The sequence below is a fragment of the Tateyamaria omphalii genome (genome assembly GCF_001969365.1).
GTDB lineage: Bacteria > Pseudomonadota > Alphaproteobacteria > Rhodobacterales > Rhodobacteraceae > Tateyamaria > Tateyamaria omphalii_A.
In genome coordinates this window covers 20,887-43,527 of record NZ_CP019318.1, presented here as the reverse complement: position 1 = coordinate 43,527, position 22,641 = coordinate 20,887, and the positions used below count along the sequence as shown (strand labels likewise).

The following is a 22,641-nucleotide window of genomic DNA, read 5'->3' as shown; positions in this document are numbered from 1 at the left end:
GTACCCATGGTGGCGGCGCAGTGCCTGCGCCCACACGTCTTGGCCGTCATTCACTCGTCTTCCAAAGTTTGCGCCTGATGACCTTGGCTGAGCAGCAGAGCCGCGCGCGCGACCGGCATCATGGCTTTGTCAGCTGGGGCGTATTCTGGCTTGTCATCGCCATGTTGGGTGCGCTTGTGTTCTTTTGGGATGGAACGCGGGCACTGTTGACCGCTTGGCAATTGCCGGAATACAGCCACGGGCCGTTGATACCTGTGCTCTCAGGGCTTTTGTTCCTGCGTCATCTCAAGTCCGTGCCCGAAAATTACGGCGCGGTACACAACCGCTGGCCTGGTGTGATCGTCATCTTCGCCTCAATCGCTTTGGGCACGCTGGGGCAGCTCGCCAACATCGACGATATTGTCGCGTATGCGCTAATCCTTTGGGTTGCTGGCCTGCTATTGGTCAGTTTCGGCTGGTCCACCGGCAAGCATTTTTGGCCGGCTGTGTTGCACCTCGTATACATGCTGCCTTTGCCCGGTGTGCTTTACTACAAGATGACCACGTGGCTGCAGCTGATCTCGTCCGAGTTGGGTGTCCTGTTCTTGAAGTTGTTGGCAATTCCGGTGTTTCTGGACGGCAATATCATTGATCTGGGTATCATGAAGCTGCATGTGGCCGAGGCCTGCTCGGGGTTGCGTTACCTTTTCCCGATCCTCAGCTTCTCCTACATCTTTGCGATCCTTTACAAGGGACCGATGTGGCACAAAGCGGTGCTCCTTATCGCGGCGGCCCCGATCACCGTATTGATGAATTCGCTGCGCATCGCCTTGGCGGGTATCATCGTCAGTTACTACGGCGTTGAGTGGCTGGAGGGTTTCACCCATTTCTTCGAAGGCTGGGTGATTTTCTTATCATGCATCGTGCTCTTGTTTGTATTGGCGCGGGTGCTGCTGATGTTCAATCGTGAAAGAATGAGCCTGACGCATGCGCTTGACCTTGAAACGGATGGTCTGGGCCAGCAGGTCATGCGCCTGCGTCTGGTGCAGCCCTCTGCGGCGCTCATTGGTTCAACGCTTGCTGTTTTGGCAGCGGTCCTGGCTTTTCAAAGCGTGCCGGAGCGCGAGCGCCAGGTTCCGCCGCGTGACAGCTTTGCACTTTTCCCGATGCAGCTTGGGACTGGCGGCGGTCTGGACCGCAAAGGTTTCTGACACCCGAAGTGGAAAAAGCGCTGCAGGCTGACGATTATTTGCACACTGATTTTGTGAGACCAGAAGCGAGTGCTGGTGTTGCCTTGTTCATGGCGTGGTATGCTGACCAATCGCAGGGCGGTGTCCACAGTCCCGAGATCTGCCTGCCCGGCGGAGGCTGGGAAATTGCATGGCTAGAACGTAGCGACGTTGCCGCCGAAATTGGCAGTGATGCACCCTTCGAAATCAACAAAGCCATTATCCAGAAAGGCGAGCAAAAGATGATGGTTTACTATTGGTTTGAACAGAAGGGCCGTCGCATTGCCTGGGACTTTGAGGCTAAATACTGGCTGATGATCGATGGTATTCGAACCGGGCGAACCGATGGAGCGCTTGTGCGACTGATGACACCGTTGCTCGCGGGAGAAGCTGAGCATGTGGCCGAGGGCCGGTTGCAGGACGTTCTGGAAAACCTTCGGGGGCCTCTTCCGCGCTTCATACCAAACGGTGAAGCGAACTAGAATTCTGAAATTATTACGGAAAAACGCTTTCAGTGCCTTTTAAGCGTTCTAACAGTGCGCGCGCAACGTTCGGTAGCGTAGGGCCATATTAACACAATTTTAGTCTCTTGTTTGGCGCCGATGACATTCACAATCAGTGGGCAGACCCGCTGGAGTGCACAAAGGCACGAAGGAGACTTTGGCCAGCTTAGCAGTGGCTTGGTCGTGTGAAACCGAGGCGGAGTTCTGCAAATGGTCGAAATCTTCACGTCACAACGGACGGTCTTGCACGGTCACTTGATTTGCAATCGTGCCGAGCGTCGAGGCATGGCTTCGGCTTTTCGGTGTTCGAACCAGTGCACTGTCCAATGCCGCATTTCCTGCACCACCTGCCCAGGGGAAACCCCATCGGCGCTTGTTGCCGCAAGATAGGCCATTCCAACACGCGTACATTCTGTTCGCGTCACTAGCAACGCACGAAACATTACGGAGACTTTTCAATGAGTCCAATGGCAATCGGACTTGGCTTTAGCCAGGCGCCGTCCCCCGGAACCCTGAATGTTCAGGTCTTTGAGACAGTTGAATCTGATTTTCTTCTGCCACTGACAGCTGACGCGGGCATTGTAATTGTGGGCGTCATCGCGCCGGCGACTCACCGAGGCATTTATCCGGTTCAAAGTGATGCGTTGTCGGATGCTCCATCGAGTGTCTTGGCGCCGCAAGTTGCGCAAGCTGCGACTGATGAACCACTGCGTCTCACTACGCCTGGCCTTTGGGCGTGCGATGATGACGGCGACACCCCTACGCGCAGCTATCGGTGGCAACGCAACGGCGTGGACATACCTCAGGCGACCGGATCTGACTATGTGCCGGTCCCCGAGGACGCGGACCAAAGCCTGCAACTGATCGAGACGCTGACGGGACCCAATGGTGCCACCAGCGCCGTCTCAAACACGGTTACCGTTCGCCTTCATCAGGACATCTTTGCCACTCGGCTGAGTGACGGCGGTCTTTTGGAGATTGTGGGCAATGACGGTCGCATCTTCGATCTGGATGATCCGAATGACGTATATGACGGTACATACTCCGCCGCCGATTTGAATCCCGGCCCTGTTGCGCTCGCTGACGCTGCTCTCCTTGTTGCGACAACACCTGAAGCCGGTCAAACTCTGACAATCGTACCGGCGCTGTTTGCCTGTGACCCTGCGCTTGGGGCCATTTCAGTGCGGTACGACACCAATGGTGCGAGCGTCGTTGATGCAAGCGATCCTTCTGCGCCCATCGTATTGGTAGATTCGGCGGACGCGGAAACGACGCTGGTTGTGACAGCGACGGCGACACAAGGTGCGGGATCTGCAGAAAGTGTGACGAACGGCATTGAGATTTCAGCCCTGCCGCCCACGTTCAACGTCATTTTGAGCGACGATGGAACGCTGGAGATCGAAGGGAACGATGGTCGTAACTTCATCATTGATGACGCGGAAAACCGTTACGATGGCACGTACAGCGTGTCGGCAATCACGCTTGAAGCGGGCGCGGTGCCGCTCGTTCCCCCTGTTCTGGTCGGTGACGAGAACACCGCTGCAGGGGAAACGCTGGCGATTGTTCCGGCGCTGTTTGCCTATGACCCGGAGCACGGAGACCTGTCGGTCACCTACACGACCAACGCTACAAATCCTGTCGACACGCGAGATCCGAACAATCCACGCTTTTGATTGATGCGGCGGATGCTGGTACGCCCCTTTCGGTGTCCGCAGGAGGGACGCAAGGAGCCAACACGGCAGAGGCCATCTCGAACGAGGTCGTGATCGCTGAGGCACCGCCAGCTCAGGCATCGACACCCACTTTCTTGCTGCCTCCGCCGGCGGCAAACTATGACAACACGTCGACGGCATCCGCGACGATGGACCTGTCAGCTGGCTCCGCAGGCGATACAGTTCTGATCCACTACGGTACAGACAGCGCGTCGGCCCCGGTTGCCTTGACTGTCGGCGGCCAGGCCATGACGCTGATTGCAAGTGCCGCGGCGGGAGCAAATGGAAACAAGACAAGCGGGTATCTGTATGAGCTGGTTTTGACCGGCAATGGCTCGGCGGATGCTTCGATTGCCGTCGACTTGGGTACATCGAGATCAAACGGGCACATCTTTGTAGGGGCAATCGTATCGGGTGGTACACGTGTGGCTGCCGACGGCGACCAAACCGCAACGGCTGAAGTCTTGTCTACGTCTGTTGCACCCACTGTTTCTCAGAATCTCGTTCTGTCTTTGGTTTCCGGCTATTCGGACAGGATGAATGGGAATGAAGACTGGAGTGGCACAAATGTCGTTGGATCGCGGCTTGCGGCCTTTTTCGGGAGCACATGCGCCAGCGCGGAAGACGTTTCGGCGCAACCATTCATCAGTACCTTGCAGATCGATGGTGGTGCGCCATCGTGGCAGCATGGTGCATCCATGACCACAGTTGCCTTTGACGGAGTTTAAGACCATGCCCAATATTGCATTTTCCGGTTTTTCGGCAGGATCGACGGTGACCATTGGTGGCGTCACAGTCAACGCGTGGGGACAGGTGGCAAACGGCGAAACCGTTTGGGATCGCCCCGCCGCACCTGGGACGAGTGTTGAAATCAACATTCAGCGGTCCGAGCATCAGGTGGCCCCCGAAGGCATAATGTTTGACGTCACCCTGAACGGCTTTGACACGGATACACTGCCTGTTGGCCAATACGACCCCAGCTACCATGACAAGGTCATCTTCTGGGATTTCGGTGAGGACTACACCTTCGAAGCACCAACCAAGGTTGCCGACATGGACGCCGCGGACGGCGGCAACCGGACATCAAGCCGCTATATGCGAGGCCCGCTGGGTGCGCACACCTACCGTTCGGCAGATACCTACACCGTGCGGGTCGCTGTGCTGGAGCCGTCGTCCGGCAAATGGGGGCAGGGTGTCACGACGGTCACGGTTGAAGACCCCGACAGCCTTTACACGGGTACCGGCACGCTTTTCGTCGATCCGTCGGGATCATTTGCCAATGCCCCCGGCGGCGCCTTGCGGTTCACCAGTATCGGAGACGCGTGGAACGTTATGGCAAACGCCGGACGGGCCAGTCGGATCATGCTGGAGCGTGGACAGAACTACACGATCTCGCCATCCGATATCTCGCTTTACCAGCCCTCTGGCGCCGCCAGCGTGAGCCTCAGGATGCAGGCCCGTCCAAGCATGGGAACGTCTGATGCGGCAAAGCCGGTGGTGCAGGCGACAGGATTTTCCGGCCAGGAAGCGAATGTTTTTTACGACAACTCTGTTGCCAATTCCGCGTCGGCCTCTAGCGGTACGGTGTTCTCGGACATTGATTTTCGCGGCCAATGGAACGCAATCAATGAAAGCGGTGTGCGCTTGACCTTCTATCAAGTTGCAAGCGGCGGATCGGGGCCGACAAGCGTCACCTTCGACGCCTGCGATTTCACAGGCTGGGGGATCACACTCTATGGCAGCGACTGGCCCTCGGGGCGCGGGGTTACGAACCGTGTCGCGACATATAATGATTGCAAGATAACCGAATGGGGCGGTTACGGTATCCTCGAAGCCTCGCAATCCAGCCATGCCATCACTGGCTGCCGGATTGCACAAAACCCGAATGCGCAAGCTGGCGGTGATCGGACCAACGAGCCAAACGCGCCCATCCGGATTACCGACCCTTGGCGGTCTGTTGTCAGCGCCTGTGACCTGTTTTCGCTCAATGGCTGGGCGCGATGGGGTGGAATCTCGGCCACACAGCCATGTGTGCGCTGGAATACATCAGCCCGGTACGCAGGCGCGCGTTTGAATGTGCAATCCTGCGCGATGGAAGCCGCCTGGACACCGCTGTCCATCAACAGCCAGAACGCGGGCACAGCGCGCAATCTTGTCAATGCGCTGGTCGAAGGGTGCATCTTGATCGCCGGATTTCAGTCCCGTGCGATTTTCGAAGTCAGCCATGGCGGAAGCACGATCAGAAACAACATGGCGATCTTTGCGCCGGTCTCGCATGACAGCGGATCAATCGGTGGCTTCAACGCCGGTATTCAGGGCGGGTTCTTGTGGATGGAAGGCGGCGGGCAGGGTAACCCTGCAAACGAAACAACGCCGGTTCTGTTCTACAACAATACCCTGGTGAACCTGACGGATATCGTGGCTGCTGAGGTGAGGGATTCGATTGGTTTCAGCAGCGTGACCCCACGCAACAATCTGATCCATGCACCTGCATTCGGCGCACAAGGGCAACGATACGAACCAATGACGGCGCAACGCGCCTTCGAGCCGCGCTATCTCGGATATCGTAATTCTTCGACGCCATTGGCCACGCAGTTTGCTCACCCGACCGACATGGCAACGTTGTGGATGCCCGCGCTGAATTCGCCTGCGCTTGGTGAGGCCTTGATCGAGCCCAACGCACATACCGATTTCAAAGGGGAGCTTCGGCCCGAGCCGGCCTCGCTTGGGGCGACCGAAGTTAGTTAAGCCCTGGTTGACCGCGTTGCGTCGATGACCGTGTCGTTGTCGGGACATTGATCAAAACAAAGTGGCAGGGGCGATACCGTCTCTGCCACACTGGTTTTGAGGGGAAACCGTTTGTTTTGCCCGAGACATACGGCTGCGCGACGGCGTGATCTCTCGTTTTCACTCCTTTGTGGGCTCAGAATTAAACATAACTTGGATTACATGGTAATGTCGGGGTAGTGAAGTGGGCGCCGGTTGCCATCTGCGCGGTGATGCTACGAGCAACCCTGTCACAGCGCGTGAAAAAATCTGAAGGGCCTTGGATAAAGGCGCCAGTTGATCAGGTCTTTCAAACTTATGCCTAGCGTTGCCCGAAGTAGTTTTTAAAGCGATGTTGCCGTTCAAAGGCGAAGTCTAAATCTATCGCGCGAACAAACCGCGGCAATCGTCCGTCCCTCTCCAAAATTCCCGCGCATTATCCCGAAATGCGACCGGAAAGTCGCGATTTGAAAGAAGTATTTGCCCGCACTTGCCAGGGCGCTTGTTTTAGGACGCGAACATGCTAATCCATGCCGATACTTCAATTAATTCAGATACAAACACATGAAAAGCTGCACCTTTGATATGGACGTCAGCGCATGAACCACTCGCTACACACGCGCTATCGGCCCGAAATCGACGGCTTGCGCGCGGTCGCGGTGCTGCCGGTCGTTCTGTACCATTTCGGCGTCAGCGGTCTGGACGGCGGCTTTGTTGGCGTGGACGTGTTTTTTGTCATCTCCGGTTTTCTGATTGGGTCCATCCTTTGGGCGGAACTGGACACCACCGGCACCCTTAAACTCGGCGCGTTCTTCGTGCGGCGCATTCGACGGCTGGCACCGGCCTATCTTTTGATGGCGTTTGTCACTTTGATCGGGGCGTGGTTTGTCCTGCTCCCTTTCGATTTTCGGGAATTCGGTCAGGAACTTGTCGCCGCGACCGTTTATCTGGCGAACGTCCACTACTTCAACGATGCAGGGTACTTCGATCAGGCCAGCGAACTGAAACCTCTGCTGCACACGTGGTCGCTTGCGGTAGAAGAGCAGTTTTACATCGTCTTGCCGCTTCTGCTGATCGCGCTGGCGCGCTGGCGCGCGCATTTGCCGGTTGTTTTGATCATCCTTGGCGTTCTGTCGCTGCTGGGGTGCGTTTGGATGATGACCATCTCGCCCCCTGCCGCGTTTTACCTGTTCCCTTTCCGCGCCTGGGAATTGCTGGCCGGTGTGTGTCTGGCCATTGCTGGGCATCGCGGGGGGCTGACGTGGCGGGTGCATGCCGTGCTCAGCTGGGTTGGCATCGCGTTGATTGCGTCGGCCGTGTTCTTGTTCGAGGCCGGTGATCACTTTCCCGGCCTCTACGCACTTGTCCCGGTGGCAGGTGCGGTGCTGATCATTCTGAACGGCCAGGACGACAACCTCGTCAATCGCATTCTGTGCAGCCGTCCCGCCCTGTTTTTCGGTCTCATCTCCTATTCACTGTATCTGTGGCACTGGCCGATGGTGACGCTGTTGCACAATTATCAGGGGGCGGCGCCAACCCTCTGGCAAATTCCTGTCCTGCTGGTTGCGGCCATCGCCGTGTCCTGGCTGTCACTGAAATATGTCGAAACCCCGTTCCGTCGGGGTGCTCTTCCCGGCTGGCGCCTTGTGGTGATCTATGGCGCAACGGCCACGGCTTTGGTTGCGGGGGCCCTGTCATTTGCGTTTTCCGAGGGGCTACCGGGCCGCTTCCCCACCGAAGCGCGCCCGTTCATCGCGGCGACGCGCGGCTTTATTCAGGACTGGTCGCGCTGCACCCGGCCCCAAAATGGCGCCTGGGCCGGGATCGAGATTTGTCCGATTGGCCCGGACGGCCCGCCGCGGTTTCTCGTCTGGGGGGACAGCCATGCCCGCGCCTTCAAGGAAGGTTTGGACCTCGCCGCGTCCGAAGCCGATGCGCCGGGTCTACTGATCTGGCACGCGGGCTGCCCGCCCCTGCTGGGCGTGCTCAAGGACGAACTGGTGTCCACCCCCGCACAAGAGGCGTTCTGCGCGCGGTCCGTGGATGCCGTGGCCGAGGGGCTCGCCGCAACGCCGTCTATCGAACGGCTGTTGATGATCGGCCGCTGGAGCTATTACGCCGAAGGGACCGGAACCGGCGCAGACAGCCACAACTGGATCACCTTGGCAGCACGGCCCGACGGTCCGTTGACGCCGGATCAGACCCAGCAGGATTTGTTCATCCAGGCATTGGAGCACACTGTGGCGACGCTTGCGCCAAAGGTCGAACAGCTGTTCGTGCTCGAGCAGGTGCCGGAGATCTTTGACTACTCCACCCGCGATGCGGCGCGGGCGCTCGCGTTCAATCGAACGGACACGGCGACGCTTCTGGCCACAACCGGCCAGGTCACACGCGCCGCGTTGCAAGACAGGTTTGCGACGGTCAGCGCGGCCCTCACCCTGATCGAACAATCACCCGGCATCACGGTCCTCGATCTGTGGTCCCGGCTGTGCTCTGACACCCATTGCTCCGCGGTGTTTGACGGCACCCCCTACTACTTTGACAACAACCACGTCACCAATACCGGTGCGTTGCTTTTGCGGGATGTCTTCACGCCTGTTCTTGTAGGACAGTAGGCCATGCAAACGATTTCCCTTTCCGATGCAAAATCGCAATCCTGGGATGTCATCATCATCGGGGCTGGTATGGGCGGCGGGCTGCTCGGGCGGCGCTTGACCGATCACGGCCTGCGGATCCTTTTTGTGGAAAAGGGGCCAGCCGGACACGAGGCTGACAGCCAGACAGGGCGGGACAGCCCAGTCACCCCGGAGGCGCGGCAGATCCGTGGTATTTGGCCAAAACCGGCCGAAGTCCGGCTGGGCGGTGTCACGACCCGGTTCTTCGGACCCTATGGCAGCGGTGTCGGCGGCTCGTCGACCTTCTATGCCGCGGCTTTGGAACGGCCCGAACGCCACGACATCGACGACAGTCCGGACCTGCCGCATCCCTGCGGCGGATGGCCCGTCGGCTTTGACGCGCTTCAACCCTATTTTGACGAGGCAACGGCACTTTTGCACCTGAGCGGAACACCAGACCCCCTGTCGCGGGAGCCGGAGCCAAAAGGCCTGAAACCACCTATCGCGGCATCGGATGCCGATCTGGCCCTGATGCAAGAGATGGAGAAAAGCGACCTGCATCCTTACCGACTTCACGTCGCCGTCAAATATGCCGACACGTGTCGGCAATGCTTTGACCGAAAATGCCGCTGGAATTGCAAGATGGACGGGCGGTCGGCTGGCGTCGTGCCTGCGCTGTCGACCGGACGCGCTGCCCTTCTGGACAATTGCGAGGTGCGCGAAATCCTTGATAATGGGGCGACGGTCACCGGCCTGCTGGTCAGTGCGCACGACGAGACGGCAACGCTGCATGGCACACGATATGCCTTGTGTGGGGGGTCGCTGGGCTCGGCCCGCCTCATGCTCGCATCCCAGAGCCATTCCGAAAAAGGCTGTGCGAACTCAAGCGATTGGGTCGGGCGCGGTCTCATGTTTCATATCAACGAATTGTTCGTGCTGTGGCCCAAAACAAAGTCAGCTAGGACCGGACCATTTGGCAAAGCGGTCTCACTTCGTGATCTTTATACTGCGCCCGGCAAACGTTTCGGGCTGGTGCAGTCGCTCGGGCTCGACGTCAGTTACGGCAATATCGTGTATTTCCTCGGGCAAATCTTCGATCAGTCGTTCCTGCGCCGCTTTCATCGCCTGCGCGGCCTGATCCGGATACCTGCCCTCGTAGCCAGCCGCCTCTTTGGCAAAGCCGCCGTTTTCGTCGGCATTATGGAAGACTTCCCCTACCCGGAAAATCGGGTCGTGCTGAATAGCGAAGACCCGAGGTGCTGACATTCGAATACGAGTACCACCCGGAGTTGCTTGAGCGTCGCAAAGCATTCCGTCGGGCGATCAGAAAGGCCTTCCGCAAGCACCTCTCCTTTCTGGTGTCGCTTCAGCCCGTCCTGAATTTTGGCCACCCCCTCGGCACGCTGCGCTTTGGTACAGATCCGGCTACATCTGTATTACGACCCGATTGCCGCACCCATGACCTCGACAATCTCTATGTGGCTGACGGGTCATTCATGCCCAGTTCTATGGGCGTCAATCCAAGCCTGACCATTGCCGCAAATGCCCTGCGTGTAGGTGATCTTATCGCGGCCGCGGCCAAACAGGAGGATGCCGAAGATGTCGCAACCGCATAATGCCGACGAGCCTGGCATCACGCCGCCCGAAACCGCGCCTACCCCAGAAGTCGCCATCGTCACTGGTGCCGGGGACGGTCTTGGGCGGCGCCTTGCGTCCGAGCTTGCGGCACAGGGGCTTCGGGTGGCAGCCATTGGCCGGAACATGGCCGACCTCAAAGCGCTCGCAACCGAAACGGCGGGCACTGTTGTGCCCATTCGTGCCGATGTCGGCGACGTCGATGCCTTGCGTGCGGCATTCGATAGGATCGACGCCGACCTGGGACCGGTGGACATCCTGTTCAACAACGCGGCCGTCTACCCGCACCGCGATTTTCTCGACGAAACCCCGGAAAGTTTCCAGCAGGTGATGGACATCAATCTGGGCGGCACGTTGAACTGCGCCATGTTGGCGCTGAAGCGTATGGTCCCGCGCGGCAGTGGCCGGATCATCAACGTCGCGACATTCGCCGGAAATGATCCGACCTATATGTCGTCCGCCTATTCGGTATCCAAAGGGGCCTGCCGTATCTTGACACAATCCATGGTCCGCGATCTTGGCGACAGGTTCCACGACATCATCATCAACGATTGGGTGCCCGGCGCGCTCAAGACAAAGATGGGATTGCCAGACGGCACTGACCCGGCACTTGCGGCGCGATGGGGCGTGGCCCTCGCCCTTTGGCACGATCAGAGTTTGAACGGCGTGACCTTTGACAGGGATTGCGAACAGCTCCCGGTTCTCTCCTTCAAGCGCCGCCTGTTCAACAAACTGACCGGACGCACGCCGATACCACGCCAGATCCCAAGTCTCTAAGGCCCGCGGCAGCGCCGCGACGGGTCAACCGTGCTTCGACAACCGCCGGATGTGCTGAAAGTATCTTACGACATCAACGGTATACCGACGCCCCAGACGCAGCGGCTCCCGGCTCAGGCGGTGCAGCCACTCCAACCGCAGCCGCTGCACCCAAATGGGCGCGCGCGGGATGTGGCCGGAATGAAAGTTTGCCCATCCTCCGCCACAGATGATCAGCCCGCCGTCTGCCTCGGTGGCCAGTTTGCCCGCCAAAAGCTCCTGCCGTGGCATGCCCATGCACAGCACCAGAATGTCAGGCTGATGCGTGCGGTACTTCTCGATGTAAAACGCGTCGTCGTGAAATCCGTGCTCCAGCGAGACAAGCGCGCCATGGCCCTCTTCGCGCAGCCGCACGCCCAGCTTGTCCAAGGCCTCCTCCGACGACCCCCAAACCGCCAGCCGCGCCTGCCGGTGCCGCGACAGCACCTTGGGGATCAGATCGGTGCCGTTCAGGTTTTCGGTCTCCCGTAACCCCAGCCGTTTCATCCCCATGGCCAGTCCCACACCGTCACGCAGCAGAAAATCACTTTGCAATACCTGCTGGCGAAAGGCGTCGTTCTGCGCCGCGCAGTTGACCCCGTGGGCGTTCAGGAACATCAGCCGCTGCGTCCCCTGCCCCGGACGAAGATGCTCCAGCGACCAGCCCAGCGAATCCTGCTCGGCCTTTCGGATGACATTCAAAAGGTCTTCATCTGCTAACGTCATGTTGTGAAATCACAGTCTTTCAAGAATTTGTCCGGCACCAGTCGAATAGATTTTGTTTTGTCTCGGCAATCTTGTAGCAAACCATACGTGTATTCACGCTTAAGAAATTACCTTCACGATAAACGGTTTCCATGACGTACATCCTGATCTCCCCCTGCAAGAATGAGGGGGATTACATCGAAAAAACGCTGATCTCGATCCGCAACCAAACGGTGCCTCCGGCGCAATGGATCATCGTGGATGACGGCTCGACTGACAACAGCGTCGACATCATCGAAAAGTACCTGCCCTCGATGCCCTACATCAAGGTCGTGAACCGACCCAAGGGCGAACGCCGGGTGGGCGGTGGCGTGATCGAGGCGTTCAATACCGGCCTCGCGGCCGTCGACGTGGCGGATTACGAATATCTGTGCAAACTCGACGTCGACCTCGACCTGCCGCCCCGCTACTTCGAAATCCTTCTCGACCGCATGGCCGCCGACCCGCGCCTGGGAACCGCGTCGGGCAAGGCTTACTATATGCACCCCACCACGAATGAACGCAAAAGCGAACTGTGCGGCGACGAAGCATCCGTTGGCATGACCAAGTTCTACCGCCGCGCCTGCTTTGAAGAGATCGGCGGCTTCGTGGCCGAAGTGGGCTGGGACGGGTATGATTGCCACCGCGCACGCTGGTTCGGCTGGCGCGCCATCAGCTGGAATGACCCCGACCTGCAATTCATTCACCTGCGCCCCATGGGGTCCAGCCAGAAAAGCATCTATCGCGGCCGCATCCGCCATGGCAAAGGGCAGTTCCATTTGGGCGCGCATCCGCTGTTTTTCATGCTCAGCTCGCTCTATCGGTCGGTCCGGCAGCGGCCCTATGTGACAGGCACGCTGTTTTCGATCTACGGCTATATGAAGGCCTGGCTTCAGGGCGAAGAACGCTTTGGCGACCAGGACATGACGGCCTTCATTCGCGCGTATCAACTGCGCGCCCTGCGCAGCGGCAAAGCGGAGGCGGCGGAATGGGCGCTACAGCAACGCCGCGATGTTCTTGGCGTCTAAACCGTCACATCACCGGATGCCGACTGTGCCCGCGAAACCACCACCCCTTCCAATTGTCCACGTTCCATGGACGGGCTGAGGTTTACTCAACACCACGCTTTCGCCATAACACATCTGTTTGATTAAGGAAGTTGACGTAAATGTCCGAATTGCCGCGCGTGGCCTATCTGACATCGCTTTTTCCGGCTGCATCCCACACGTTTATTCTGCGCGAAGTCACTGCGTTGCGCGAACTGGGGTTTGAGATTGTGACATGCTCTGTCCGGCGGCCTGCGGCAACGCACCTGATCGGACCCGAAGAGCACGCCGCGCACGACAGCACCTTCTACATCATCGAAGCGGGCAAGAGCCCCGTGCGGATGCTGCAGGCGCTTGGCTCTGCGCTGGCGGCACCGGCCCGCTTTTTCAAGGCAATCGGCCTCGCCGCCCGCACAGCACCGCCCGGAGTGAAAGGGATGCTGAAACAAATCGCCTATTTCCTCGAAGGGCTCGTCCTATCCCAGCATCTGCGCGGCCAAGGCGTGCAGCACCTGCATGTCCACTTCGCCGACCCGCCTGCCAACGTGGCGATGCTGACCTCTGCGCTGTCCGGCATTCCGTTCAGCTACACACTGCACGGTCCCGCCGAAATCTACGAACCTCACACATGGTCCCTGCGCGAAAAGACGGCGCAAGCCAGCTTTGTCGCCTGCATCAGCCACTTTTGCCGGTCGCAGGCCATGTATTTTTCCGACCCGGCACATTGGGACAAGCTGCACATCATACATTGCGGCGTGATCCCGAGCGTTACGAGGCCCGGCAGACGACCGAAAACACCGGAACAAACCTGGTGTTCGTGGGCCGCCTGACCCCGATCAAGGGGCTGCGCGTGCTGATGGATGCCTTTGCCGCCGCACATGCCACGCGACCTGACCTGACGTTGACACTGGTCGGCGACGGCGATGACCGCGCCCATCTCGAAGCCATGGCCGCGCCTCTGGGTGACGCCGTCCGGTTCCTGGGATTTCAAAGCCAGCAAGGTGTGGCGGACGCGCTGGCCGCGGCGGACGCCCTTGTCCTGCCCTCCTTTGCCGAAGGGTTGCCCGTCGTTCTGATGGAAGCACTTGCCGCAGGCAAACCGGTGATCTGCACGCAACTCGCCGGTGTAGGCGAACTGGTCGAGGACGGCGTGTCCGGCTTTATCGTGCCAGCCAGCGATGCCGAAGCCCTCACGGCACGCATCCACGACATGGCCGAAGACGCGGACAGACGCGCAGAGATGGGCGCGCGCGGCCGCGAAAAAGTCCGCGCAGAGTTCGATGTGCGCCACGAAGCCGCCCGGATAGGGGCGCTTTTTGCCGGCACAAATGACGGCAAGATACGCCCCGACCCAATAAAGAGATCCTCCTGACATGTGCGGCATCACCGGATTTCTATGCACGACCTCCCCCGGCCTCGCCCGGGACGAGGTGGTATTGCCGATGATGCAGGCCATCGCCCACCGTGGACCTGACAGCAAGGACCAGTGGACGGATGCAGACGTGGGCGTGGCCCTCGGCCACCTGCGCCTCGCCATCGTTGACCTCAGCCCCGCAGGCGCGCAGCCGATGACATCGGCGTCGGGCCGCTGGGTGCTGTGCTACAATGGCGAGATCTACAACCATCAGATACTGCGCCGCACGCTCGAAGAGACGGGCAAGGCTCCGCAATGGCGCGGCACCTCGGACACCGAAACTCTGCTGGCCGGAATTGATACCTGGGGCCTGCGCGAGACGCTTGAGCGGACCATCGGCATGTTCGCAATTTCGCTCTGGGATCGCGAAACCCGAACACTGTATCTGATCCGCGACCGCATGGGGGAAAAGCCGCTCTATTACGGCTGGCAGGGCACCGGCGATGCGCGCGCCCTGCTCTTCGGATCAGAACTCAAGGCGCTGCGCACCCACCCCTCGTTCGAGGGAGAGATCGCGCGGGACAGCATCGTCGAAGCGCTCCGCCACGGCAACGTGGGCGAAAACCGCTCGATCTATCGCGGGATCGGCAAGGTGCGGCCCGGCGAGATGGTGACCGTTCAGGCGGCGACGGGCATGGTCCACACCGAATTCTACTGGAACGGCGCAGAGATTGCCGCCGCAGCCAAGCCCGCACGCCGCAGCGACGACCAGGTCGTGGACGAGCTTGAGGCGCTGCTGACCGACGCGATCGGCCAACAAATGATGTCGGACGTGCCACTGGGTGCTTTTCTGTCAGGCGGGATCGACAGCTCGACCATCGTGGGCATCATGCAAAAGCTGTCCGACAGGCCGGTCCACACCTTTTCCATCGGCTTTCACGAGGCGCGCTACAACGAGGCCGAATTCGCGCGGTCAGTCGCCGATCATCTGGGCACCCATCACACCGATCTCTACGTCACGGACAAGGAATTGCGTGACGTCGTGCCGCTGTTGCCCACGATGTATGACGAACCCTTCGCCGACAGCTCGCAAATCCCCACCTACCTCGTCTCGAAACTGGCGCGCGAGCATGTGACCGTCTCGCTGTCCGGCGATGGCGGGGATGAACTGTTCTGCGGCTATGGGCGGTACGCCCACGCCGGAAAGCTGCGGGCGCGGCTGAAATCCATACCCCAACCCCTGCGCAATCTGGGGGCGCAGGCCCTCCGCGCGATCCCCGCTGGCACTTTGACCGCAGCCCTAGAGGGTCTGATCCCTACCCGCAGGGCAAGGAACCATCGGCCAACGCCTGCACCGCCTTGCCAACTACGCACGACAGCCCGACCTCGAAACCCTGCACCGCGCGATGGTATCGGTCTGGCGCTTCCCCGAAGCGGCCGTGCCGGGCGCATCGCACCCCCCGTCCCTGTTGGCAGAACACCCGCCGCCGCAGGGGTCCCTCAGTGATATTGAACGCATGTTGCAGCTGGATATGCTGACCTACATGGTCGACGACATTCTGGCCAAAGTGGACCGCGCCACCATGGCGGTCGCTCTGGAAAGCCGCGCGCCCCTTCTCGATCACCGCGTGGTGGAATTTGCGCTTGGCCTGCCCGAAGACCAAAAGCTGCGCGGTGACACGACGAAATGGGCATTGAGGCAGGTTCTCTACCGCCACGTGCCCAAGGACCTGATCGAACGGCCCAAAATGGGGTTCGAAGTGCCCATCGGGCTATGGCTGCGCGGCAGTCTCAAGGACTGGGCCGCCGCCCTGCTGGACCCGACACGCCTGCGACGCGAAGGGTATTTCGACGCGGATGTCATCACAAAGCTTTGGCAACAACACCTGTCCGAGCGATTCAACTGGGGCCCGCAACTGTGGAACGTTCTGATGGTCCAAGCCTGGCTGGAGCAGCAGGACAGCTAAGCGTTTCGCCGCCGAGACGTCGGCGCAGATACGCTTAGCAGACCTAAACGGATACGTTTCCGTCTTTTCAAAGCAAAGACTCGCGCCTTACCTGAGTTCTGTTGGCGGCTTTCTGCGCAGTTTTACCACACGGCACAGTATTTTCACTGGACGGCTTGCCAGTTCACCCACTTGCCATAAAACGGCCTTACACATGGGCCAATTCCTGCACGTTTCATAAGTAATTAACGCAGGTGATCGAGTTTGTACCCATTGATGTGAGGTAAAGCGCAGGGCATGTACGCGCCCGTTTGCGCACAGAAAACTACGGCTTCCCACCCCTGGGACAGCCGCCAGAGAACTATTGCCGGTGGCCTGCCGCCGAACAAGATCAAACGGAAGACGTACCAATGCCAACCACACTGAATCCATCTGAAATCGCGCAGGTTTCCGGCGCGCGCACCACCACGCTGCAAATCGAAGACTTTGCGACCGTACGCGAGATCAACATTGTCGATCGCCCCGACTTCGGCACGCTGACCGTGAACCCCGACAATTCACTTGCGTTGGTCATGACGCATTCCGACCATACCGGTCCGCTCGACTTCACGGTTGAAGTCACGGATGAGAACGGCAACGTGTCGCAACAAACCTTTAACATCGACGTCACGCCTCCCTCGCAAGAAGGTGGATGGGGCACGGGTTCCAACCACTACATGTTGGAAACGGACGCGCAGGGTGAACTGGTTATCGAAACCGGCCAAAACCACCGTGAGGTGTATGTGTCAGCCTCTGCCGACGCGCTGACCATTGCGGATATCGCTGCGCGCGAGGGCCTTCAGACCTGGCAGATCACCGGTGAATGGCTGGCCGACAACCCCGAATACGGCTCGGATGAAAACAACGCGCTGGCTCAGGATGCCGGCATGTTGCTGTGGCAGGAATTGACGGGACGCAATTTCGCCACCGGAGAAGAGGCGACGCCCAGCTCGCATTGGCTGCGCCTCGAAAGCGGGTATGTCTACGACCAGATCGCCGACAACGGGCTTATGCCCGCGGGTATCCAAGGCGAAAGCCCCCTGCACCCGGTCGTGATCACCTCTTACGGGGATGGCGCACAACCGGTCCTGGCAAACAACCACTGGGTCGCCGGGTATAATGGTGAAACCTTCTCCAACATCGTTATCCATGACCTGAACATCACCCAGGAATTGTTGTTCCGCGGCTCGACCGAGGGCAGCGGCAACATCATCGTTGACTCGGTGACCGCGACGGACATGGGTTGGATCGTGGTCGAAGGCGCCGACAGCTTCACGCTGCGCGACTCCAACATGCTCGACACGGGCCCGGACGCGCCGCGCTATGGCGGCAGCTGGAGCCCGCATCTCGAACGCTTCTCGGGCTCCTACTTCTCGGACGTTCAGGGGCTTCTGGTCGAAGGGACGCGGTTCACCGGCATTGGCTGGGACGAAGGATACGATTACAACGGTCGCGGCGACCGTCCGCAACCGCCCAGCACCTATTCCCACAGCATCTACGTCCAGCATGACGTGCTGGACCTCACCTTCCGCGACAATATTTCGGCCTCGGCCGCGTCGATGGCGGCACAGCTGCGCAGCGGCGGGTTCATCGAAGACAACCTGCTGATGGACAGCGGCGGCGGCCTGATCTTTCGTGGCGGCGAATATTGGGGCGAGGGCCCCATCGGAAACTTCTCGCTCGTTTCCGGCAACGTCATCACGGCCGCAGGCTATCGCAGCGTGGCAGAGGGCCAAGGCTATCACGCCATGGGCATCTACAACGGCGGCAATGATACGACCCTGATCGGAAACATCATCGCGCACTTGGCCGACCCGAACGACCCGCTGGAACTCTCTGAGCGGTCCATCAACGAAGGCGGTCTGATCCACGAACACACGCCCTACTACGACGACACCATGGTCTATCGCTGGTATGGCACGTGGCACGTGGATCGCGGCATTGAAGAAGGCGAAAACCAGAACATCGAAGGTCTGGACCGGAACCTGCTGGACCAGACCACCGCGGACAACCTCGCCAAGATCATGCTGAACGATCCAAACGCGGACTTGGAAGACCTCGTGGCGTGGATCGGCCAGACCGAGATTGAGGCCGACGTGCTCAATGCCTATTTCCAGCAAGCCTTCGGCATCCTCGAGGTGCTTCGCACAGACCCGCGCGAAGTGCAGTTCGTTCCCAATGAACTGGGCGACGGCGTGCGTTGGGACAACCGGATGAACTGGGACACGAACGACATTGCCGGAAGTGTCGCGAATGACCTTGTGAATTTGGGCGGCAATCACGTGACCTATGGCGGCACGCACACCATCCTCGGCCTCGATTTTGGCGACGGCGGTCGGCTTGATGTCTCGCACGGGCGGCTCAACGTCATTGGTCAGACAACCTCCGACACATTGGGCGGCCAGGTCGACATCACGAATGCCGGTCAGGTCTGGATCCACGGCTACAACGGCGCGGGCACGCTCAGCGTGACGCAAGACGGCGGCAGGTTCGCCAACACCGGCGCGGTTGTCGGCAATGTCGACGTGGTGGTTGAAAGCGGGCAAGCGATCCTGAGCGCCGATGGCGGGCTGTTCGCGGTCGGCAGCGACTACCGCCTGCTCATCGAAGGCGCCGATGCGCTGGTGGGTTTTGACGGCGACGCCGGTGATACCGGTGTAATCCGCTTTGATGCGGGCGCGTGCCTGACAATCGCCAGCGACGAAACCGGCCTGGGGCGCATTTCGGAATTCCGGTCCGGCGCCTTCGGCGACAACCCCGACGTGACGTCCCAGATCGACCTCGGCTATTTGCACCTGACCATCGACTTGACCCAGGCCTATATCAGCGATGGCGCGTATCTGCTAATGACGGCAGACCAGGTGACCGGCCTGATCGGCAGCTTTGAGGTGATCGGCGTGGGTGCGCGCAGCGCGACAGTGACCGTCGATTATCAAAGCGACGAGGTCTGGCTCAACCTCGGCGGAGGATCAGGCGTCTCGATCGAGACGATTGGACTGGAACAGCCGGACGATTCCGAATTCTTCCTGCCGATCTTCTGCGAAGGGGATGAAGGATCTCACCACGCGGTCGAGGTGGACAGCGGCGGCGAGGATGCGTTCGTCTTCGCACCCAGCGCGCCCGTTGCAGTCGCATTCGAAAGCGAAGACAGCCAAACACAGCCCTATGCGCAGTTCGAGGACGAATTCTTCGTGATGTAAGAAACCGGGCCTTCACCGCTCTTGCGGTCAAGCGCGCCATTTGACGGTTGCGAGTGTCTTTGACGCGCTCGTAACATCGCGCCCCACGCGTCTCAGCCAGGTGGGCGGCAGCGTGAGGCTGCGTAGCACCGCAAAAGCGCAGGATTAACCTTGCATATGTTCCACCATATGGCACATATGCAAGGTATGATCGACCGCTTCCATCACTCATCCCTACAGCGCACGCTAGCCTCGCAAGCTGGCGTTGTCTTGCTCGGCCCACGTCAGGTGGGCAAAACAACCCTCGCGCAAGACATCGCAGACACGCGGGATGCCGTCTATCTGGATCTTGAGCGGTCCGCGGATCGGCAGGTTCTGGCGGAGCCGGACCTATATCTCGATGAACAGATGGGGCGGCTTGTCATCATCGACGAAGTGCAATTGATGCCCGGGCTTTTCGGGGCACTGCGCGGCCAGATCGACCGACGCAGACGGGCGGGCCACCGGACCGGCCAGTTCCTCCTGCTGGGCTCGGCTTCGAACACGTTGCTGCAACAAAGCGCGGAATCATTGGCGGGTCGGGTCAGCTATCACGAACTCACACCCTTCACCCTCGACGAAACCGGTGCCGACAGCCTGTCGACCCTGTGGCTACGGGGTGGATTTCCCGACAGCTATCTGGCGGCAAACAACACCATCAGCCTCGGATGGCGCACGGATTTCATCCGCACCTACCTTGAACGGGACATCCCCAGTTTCGGCCTGAGGATCCCGTCGGAAACCCTGCGCCGGTTCTGGACAATGCTCGCCATGAACAGGGCGGGCTCTTGAACGCGGCGCGACTTGCGGCCGGTCTGGGTGTGTCCGGGCAAAGCGTCGCCCGCTACCTCGATCTTCTGGTCGATCTGATGCTGGTCCGCCGCCTGCCACCCTGGCATTCGAACGAAGGCAAGCGCCTGGTCAAATCGCCCAAGGTCTATATCCGCGACGCGGGCCTGACACATGCCCTGTTGGGCATCGACCGGACCGAAACGCTCTTGGGTCATCCGGTCGTCGGCGGCTCATGGGAGGGGTTCTGCATCGAGAACCTGATCGCCGCCGCGCCGCGCGGGACAGAGGCGAACTTCTACCGGTCCTCGGCAGGCGCGGAAATTGATCTGATCCTGACCCTTCCCAGCGGCGCGCTCTGGGCCATCGAAATCAAACGCACGACCAGCCCCAAGGTAACGCGCGGCTTTCACATCGCGGCGGACGAACTGGGCGTCGCGGAACGGATTTTGGTCTATGCCGACGCACGAGAGGTGCCGGGACAGGGCGGCGTCAGGGCCATGCCACTGGTGTCGGCCATGGCGCAGTTGCGCAGCCAACGCGCCGAAACTTAAATCCCCCCTGCCCCACACACGCTGCGCAAACGGGTCAGTTTTCGACCAGCGCAGGCAATCCCTGGATACGCGCAATCTCGGATCGGGCGGTTTCGAACTCGGGGCGCGTGTCGTTTTCACCGGCGATCTCAAGCGCGCGGTTGTACTGCGCAATCGCCTGCTCCCGCCGATCCAACGCGCCATAGACCCGGCCCAGGTGAAACTGCACGATGGGATCATCGCTCAGGGCCGCGGCCGCAGGCTCAAGGTAGGTCAGCGCCTCCTCGAACGCACCACGACGAAAGGCAACATAGCCGTACGTATCCTGAAACGTCGGCTCGTCCGTCTCGCGCAACCGGCGCGCGACGGTCCACGCACGCTCGATCGACGCGTCGTCATCCCGGTAACTTGCTAGAAGGCTGCCCAGATTGTTGGCCGCGATAAGGTCGCCGGAATCGGCATCGTAAAGGCGTTCGTAATTGGCAATGGCCCCTTCGATATCGCCCGCGCGTTCAAACTCCACGGCCTGCGCCCAAAGCAGTGTCCGATCGTCCGGATCAATGGCAAGCCCGTCCAGCAGGGTCTGCGTGGCCTTTGCGTTTTTGCCCTGAATGCGCTGCATCCGGTAAAGCTGCGCCCACACACGCATGCGGTTTGGGTCTTCCTCCAACAGACCAGCCAGCACCATTTCGGCCACGCCCGGCGCGCCGGACGCAGCATGAGACGCGGCCAGAATGAACCTGAGCGACGCGTTGTCGGGGTTTTCAGCAACCAGTGCCTCGGCCTGCTGCAACGCGCGGGCCGTCTGGCCCGAGCTGAGGCGGGCGCGCAACAGGGTGATTTGCGTGGTCACACCTGCATCTTCGCGCGCCGCCAGCTCTTCAAGAAACCCAAGGGCCTGCTCGACCCCCTCGCGACTGCCCAGTAACCGGGCTTCGAGCGCGTCTGCAACGATCAACGTCCGGTCCGTTCCGATGCTCCGCAACCGCGCAATCACCTGATCGGCGCGCGAATAGTCTTCGGACGCAAGGTAGATCTCGCCCAGCAGAACCAGAATGTCGGCATTCCGCCGGTCACGACGCAAGGCGGCAATCACCACCTCTTCCGCAGCCAGGTATCGTTCGTCGGCGGCCAGAACCCGCGCATACCGCAATGATGGGCCCGGCGCATTGTCCGACGCATCAACGGCAAGCGCCATGAAATCCCGGGACAGGCTGTGATTGCCCGCCCGAGCATATGCGTCAGACATCAGGTTCATGGCCGTGATGTCACCGGGGGCATGGTCCAACACCAGCCGCAACATGGCAATCGCGCTGTCCGTATCGTCGCCCGCGATCATCCAGTCCGCCCGCATCTTGAGGGCCTCGATATTCATGTCATCCGACGCCAGGACATCGTCCACCAAGCCTTGCGCGCCAGCGACGTCGCCCAATCCCAACAGCATCTGGGCCAGGGTCACCCGGATCGCGTCTTGCGCGTCGCTCGGGACATCCCCGTCCAAAAGGACGCGAAGATCTGAGACGGCTTTCTCCTGTTCACCGGCTTCAAAGTCCATAATCGCCAGGCGCATGCGCAACTGCTCCGGGTCGGGTGCAACCTCAACGCCCGCCATCAACTCGGCGCGGGCAGCATCCTTGCCCCGCGTCTCGGCCAGAAACTGCACCAGCCCAAGGAAAAACCGCGGGTTTGGATCGGACGGGTCAGCAATGCTGCGGAAAAAAGCCTCGGCTTTGTCGAC

At 60.1% G+C, this 22,641-nt stretch carries 13 protein-coding genes and 3 pseudogenes; 14 read left to right on the top strand and 2 right to left on the bottom strand.

Going from position 1 to position 22,641, the window contains the following annotated elements; all coding sequences use genetic code 11:
- Positions 1-77: 77 nt before the first annotated feature.
- The 9 genes from xrtD to BWR18_RS21115 all read left to right on the top strand — a co-directional run bounded on the left by xrtD (position 78) and on the right by BWR18_RS21115 (position 11,216).
- Complete coding sequence (gene xrtD / locus BWR18_RS21145) at positions 78-1,190, top strand: VPLPA-CTERM-specific exosortase XrtD (RefSeq protein WP_254685032.1); 1,113 nt, start codon at positions 78-80, stop codon at positions 1,188-1,190.
- The gene (locus BWR18_RS22195; RefSeq protein ID WP_254685031.1) at positions 1,187-1,690 is read left to right on the top strand and encodes an exosortase C-terminal domain/associated protein EpsI; all 504 of its coding nucleotides are present in this window, start codon (positions 1,187-1,189) and stop codon (positions 1,688-1,690) included. Before xrtD ends, BWR18_RS22195 begins: the two co-directional genes overlap by 4 nt.
- 812 nt (positions 1,691-2,502) lie before the next feature.
- Entirely contained in the window at positions 2,503-3,384 is an 882-nt protein-coding gene (locus BWR18_RS21140) for a hypothetical protein (protein ID WP_157598989.1), read from the top strand.
- A 188-nt stretch (positions 3,385-3,572) separates the two neighbouring features.
- Positions 3,573-4,151, top strand: a complete 579-nt coding sequence (locus BWR18_RS21135) for a hypothetical protein (RefSeq protein ID WP_157598987.1) — start codon at positions 3,573-3,575, stop codon at positions 4,149-4,151.
- 4 nt (positions 4,152-4,155) lie between these two features.
- Positions 4,156-6,171 (top strand): hypothetical protein, encoded by a 2,016-nt coding sequence (locus tag BWR18_RS21130; RefSeq protein ID WP_076630929.1) that lies wholly within the window; start codon positions 4,156-4,158, stop codon positions 6,169-6,171.
- A 617-nt stretch (positions 6,172-6,788) separates the two neighbouring features.
- Positions 6,789-8,804: an acyltransferase family protein gene (locus tag BWR18_RS21125; protein WP_076630926.1), complete on the top strand. Its 2,016-nt coding sequence runs from the start codon at positions 6,789-6,791 to the stop codon at positions 8,802-8,804.
- Positions 8,805-8,807: 3 nt separating this feature from the next.
- On the top strand, positions 8,808-10,067 hold the full coding sequence (locus tag BWR18_RS21120) for a GMC family oxidoreductase N-terminal domain-containing protein (RefSeq protein WP_368073670.1): 1,260 nt from the start codon (positions 8,808-8,810) through the stop codon (positions 10,065-10,067).
- Positions 10,061-10,420 carry a GMC family oxidoreductase gene (locus BWR18_RS22480; RefSeq protein ID WP_368073669.1) on the top strand — a complete coding sequence of 120 codons (360 nt, stop codon included), beginning with the start codon at positions 10,061-10,063 and terminating at the stop codon, positions 10,418-10,420. The genes BWR18_RS21120 and BWR18_RS22480 overlap by 7 nt, the downstream gene beginning before the upstream one ends.
- Positions 10,404-11,216, top strand: coding sequence for an SDR family oxidoreductase (locus BWR18_RS21115; RefSeq protein WP_083958001.1), 813 nt, complete (start codon positions 10,404-10,406; stop codon positions 11,214-11,216). The genes BWR18_RS22480 and BWR18_RS21115 overlap by 17 nt, the downstream gene beginning before the upstream one ends.
- A 24-nt stretch (positions 11,217-11,240) precedes the next feature.
- Here the strand turns inward: BWR18_RS21115 and BWR18_RS21110 are convergent, their stop codons facing one another.
- A complete protein-coding gene (locus BWR18_RS21110; protein WP_076630924.1) occupies positions 11,241-11,960 on the bottom strand; it encodes a WecB/TagA/CpsF family glycosyltransferase in 720 nt (239 codons plus the stop codon).
- Between the two features lie 131 nt (positions 11,961-12,091).
- Here BWR18_RS21110 and BWR18_RS21105 point away from each other — a divergent pair, with 131 nt between their 5' ends.
- From BWR18_RS21105 to BWR18_RS21085, 5 genes and pseudogenes are all read left to right on the top strand, one after another.
- Positions 12,092-13,006 carry a glycosyltransferase family 2 protein gene (locus BWR18_RS21105; protein WP_076630922.1) on the top strand — a complete coding sequence of 305 codons (915 nt, stop codon included), beginning with the start codon at positions 12,092-12,094 and terminating at the stop codon, positions 13,004-13,006.
- A gap of 140 nt (positions 13,007-13,146) precedes the next feature.
- Positions 13,147-14,396 (top strand): annotated as a pseudogene (locus tag BWR18_RS22530) (glycosyltransferase family 4 protein).
- A 1-nt stretch (position 14,397) separates the two neighbouring features.
- Positions 14,398-16,345 (top strand): annotated as a pseudogene (gene asnB / locus BWR18_RS21095) (asparagine synthase (glutamine-hydrolyzing)).
- A 389-nt stretch (positions 16,346-16,734) separates the two neighbouring features.
- Entirely contained in the window at positions 16,735-19,563 is a 2,829-nt protein-coding gene (locus BWR18_RS21090) for a hypothetical protein (RefSeq protein ID WP_157598985.1), read from the top strand.
- A 186-nt stretch (positions 19,564-19,749) separates the two neighbouring features.
- Positions 19,750-20,924 (top strand): annotated as a pseudogene (locus tag BWR18_RS21085) (ATP-binding protein).
- A gap of 34 nt (positions 20,925-20,958) precedes the next feature.
- Here BWR18_RS21085 and BWR18_RS22190 read toward each other — a convergent pair.
- Positions 20,959-22,101 carry a tetratricopeptide repeat protein gene (locus tag BWR18_RS22190; RefSeq protein WP_254685030.1) on the bottom strand — a complete coding sequence of 381 codons (1,143 nt, stop codon included), beginning with the start codon at positions 22,099-22,101 and terminating at the stop codon, positions 20,959-20,961.
- Between the last annotated feature and the right edge of the window lie 540 nt (positions 22,102-22,641).